Raw genomic sequence first — 3,420 nt, 5'->3', positions numbered from 1 at the left:
TGCAATGTGGCAATGGGAACAAAAATATTATGAGTATTTTCTACTCACTATACACGGCACTTGTTGGGGTATCAAAATTGGGCAGCAACTCAAAATAAAGTGGGAGGACCTGATTAACAAGACGCATAAACCAAAATCAAAGCTAGCGATTGATGGAGTTGACCAAGGTATTGAGATAAGTCCTTTTTGTCAAGAGCTTAATTTGATGATATTCAAGGAACTTAAACCAAATTTAAACGAATTAGTGTATACAAATTTTAGGACCAAAAAGCCAATCGATTATAAGAACTTATCTAAAAATTTGCAACGTATGGCTGATGGATATACAGCTGACACAAAATTTGATGCACGAGAACTATATCCGATTAAAGGGATGTCGTTTCAGATAGCTTGGGCAATCGATGTTTTAAAGTATAACAAATTTAGTAGGCAGGCATTTGCAGATGTTGGAGCATATTTGGGAAAACAAAACGTACCTGATATGATTGAATTTGTTAAAATCAAGCCTATTGAACCTATAACAGAAATTCGATTTGATTTAGTTGACTTAAAAAATGCAAAAATCATTAAAGAACCCGTTGAGAGGAGCCGCAACGCAATCCGAATAAAGGACTTTAGTTTGATCATAGAAGAATAATCTAAAAATTTATTTATCAATCACTTAAGAGGACGACATTGTGTCGACCAGATAAAACATTGTCTAATACTTAATACCATAATTGCCAATGAAATAAAAAATAATTAAATGTTTCATTCATTGAAACAACATAACGTAGACACTCCTTTGGCACTAGTTCTAGTGACCAACTACCTCAATTATTTATCAGATTTCAGTTCACCCCAGAAAGGGGTGCAGGAAGACACGTGTCTTTTGGACCTGAAAAATTAATATATAATGAGTGGACGAAAGTCCGACTTCAATTGCCAAATTAAAAGAAATGGCAATTTTTTAAAAGAGCTGAAAGATCAATTCTTCAGTAGTAGCATTGCTACAAAGTAAAATTTTTAATAAAAAAACAAAATAACATGCAACACATTGAACCCATAATTTGGGAAAAAGGTAAAGGTTCGCTAATTGATTTTTATCAAGTAGCGAATAGATTAGAATTGAATTACATCATATATGTAATTGACGGCTTAGGTGAACTAAATAGCGTTTGGGCAACAGCAGAAGAGGATATTATCGATTGCTTTACTGCATTTTCAGACAAGTGCTTATTTGGAAGAATACAAAAGGTAGAGGATGCTATTGAATATGGATTTTTTGATGAATTTAAAACAATTGAAAATGGGAAAGAATAGCACAATAGAGTGGACCCGCCACACTCTTAATTTATGGTGGGGCTGTATGGAGGTACATGCTGGGTGCCTATACTGTTACGCAAAAATTTGGGCTGAAAGATGGGGGCTTAAATTATGGGGCAAAAATTCCATCCGCAGAAAGATTAAATCTTCATTTTCTAGTGTATATATGTACCAACGGGAGGCCGAAAGAGCTGGTGAAATGCATCGTGTCTTTTTAGGAAGTATGATGGATATTTTCGAAAAGCCAAAAGGAATGTTTGATGAAAAGGGAAAGGTACTCGTCAAAGATGAAGACGAGTTTTGGAACACAGGACAGCTTAGAGATAAATTTTTCAATGAGGTGGTGCCAAATTGTCCAAACTTAATGTTTTTGCTTTTGACAAAGAGACCATCAAACATAAACAAATACATTCCAAAATCTTGGAAGGAAAACCCGCCTTCGAATGTAATGTTTGGTACCTCTGTAGTAAATCAGAAAACCGCAGATGATTTGATTCCACATTTATTCAAAGTAAATGGTCAACGCTTTTTGTCGATTGAACCACAACTAGATGAAATTGACTTAACAGTCAAAATGAAAGACTCTGAATTAAGGCTCATAGAAACTGTTGAATGGGTTATTAATGGAGGAGAGTCAGGAAGAATAAAAAGACCGTTCAATACTGACTGGGGCAGAAAATTACGTGACCAATGCAAAGAAAATGGGGTACCATTTTTCTTTAAGCAAGTTGATAAAGTCAAACCAATTCCTGACGATTTGATGGTTCGTGAATTTCCAACTTACCACACCCTTGGGGTTACAAAATAGGATGTGAATATTCTTGGGAGACCCTGGAAAACCAGGGTTTCTCTTGGATATAAGCAAATTTACCTGGGATATTTGCAAATTAATAATTATTAGCCATACCTAAAAACATGCAACAAAAAAATATGAAAAACGAATTACAAAACGTAGACCGAATCTACATCAAAGAAATCGGGCCATTTATTAACAGAAAAAGTGCTGATACCATAAAAAGATGGTGCAAGGAGTCAAATGTGGATGTCCATAAAGATTGCTCTGGCGAATTTGTATACAGAAACGATTTCGAATTGGCTTATGATATGCCATTGATACTTCGTTTAAAAAAGATACACGGCGAAAATTGGCGTAAAGTTTATGATGCTTACTTAAGAAATGAGCTGCCAAATTTATTGGCTTTTAAAGAGGATTTAAACAAGTACAAACGTGGTTACAAACCAAAAGGAAACATAGGAAAGAAGTTGATTTAATTGAGGTTGAAGTATGAAGATGCTTAAGTTTAAAAAATTTGTTGGATTGCATGTTATATGCAAAAAGTGTGGGAAGATTATTGAAGTAAACCAAGACCCATACAAGGGCTGTAATCACCCTATTGAGAGGCAACGATACAAAGCGGTTATAAAATTCAATGGCGTTCGTAAAACTAGGGATTTAAAGTCTCTGGACTACACTGAAGCCGTTAAGGAACTTATTGATTTTAAAGATGAGTTAAAGAACCCTTATTTTTTGTCCATCGAGGAAGTATCTGACCACAACAATTACTTCTTCAATGATTTTGTAATGATGTTTAGTGATTGGCTGGAAAATGTTGATGTCCCAAGACATGAACAGAAAGAACGCTCAGCAAAACACATCAAAGAAACTGTTAGGTATATTCAAAAATTGGGCCGATTTATCAAATCGAAGGGGTATGAAACTTCAACACTAAAAATGACAAGTATTAGCAAGCATTTACTAGGAGATTACTATGGATACCTTGAAAATATAATAAAAAACTCTTCCACTTTTAATCATCATATAAGGGCTTTAAAGCAATTTTATAAATTTCTAATTGATGAGAAAGGACTGGATATACCAAACATACCGAGTAAGATGAAACTGAAATACGAAAGTCCAAATCCATTGAGTATTTCATCATCTGAATTTAAAAGTATATTAGCTGTAATATCTAAAGAAAATGGCTTTCAAATATTAGCTAATGGCGAAAGAAAAAACAGATATCGGGAATATACTAAAGAAGGAATTGAGCTATGTGCTTATAGTGGAATGAGAATAGAAGAAACCGCCATTTTAAAGTACAATGACATTTATTA

At 34.2% G+C, this 3,420-nt stretch carries 5 protein-coding genes; all 5 read left to right on the top strand.

Annotated elements, in window-relative coordinates; translation table 11 throughout:
- Positions 1-637 (top strand): hypothetical protein (locus C0512_RS14860; RefSeq protein WP_290862962.1); only part of this gene is annotated, 637 nt, incomplete at its 5' end.
- 389 nt (positions 638-1,026) lie between these two features.
- Positions 1,027-1,302 carry a hypothetical protein gene (locus C0512_RS14855; protein ID WP_290862960.1) on the top strand — a complete coding sequence of 92 codons (276 nt, stop codon included), beginning with the start codon at positions 1,027-1,029 and terminating at the stop codon, positions 1,300-1,302.
- Complete coding sequence (locus C0512_RS14850) at positions 1,289-2,113, top strand: DUF5131 family protein (RefSeq protein ID WP_290862958.1); 825 nt, start codon at positions 1,289-1,291, stop codon at positions 2,111-2,113. Before C0512_RS14855 ends, C0512_RS14850 begins: the two co-directional genes overlap by 14 nt.
- A 122-nt stretch (positions 2,114-2,235) precedes the next feature.
- The gene (locus tag C0512_RS14845) at positions 2,236-2,577 is read left to right on the top strand and encodes a hypothetical protein (RefSeq protein ID WP_290862956.1); all 342 of its coding nucleotides are present in this window, start codon (positions 2,236-2,238) and stop codon (positions 2,575-2,577) included.
- 13 nt (positions 2,578-2,590) lie between these two features.
- Positions 2,591-3,420, top strand: an 830-nt coding sequence (locus C0512_RS14840; protein WP_290862954.1) for a hypothetical protein, incomplete at its 3' end; no start/stop codon positions are given.

Origin of the sequence: Flavobacterium sp., assembly GCF_013822155.1 — a bacterium.
Lineage (GTDB): Bacteria > Bacteroidota > Bacteroidia > Flavobacteriales > Flavobacteriaceae > Flavobacterium.
The sequence above is the reverse complement of the archived record's forward strand: the minus strand, read 5'-3'. Positions and strand labels throughout refer to the sequence as shown.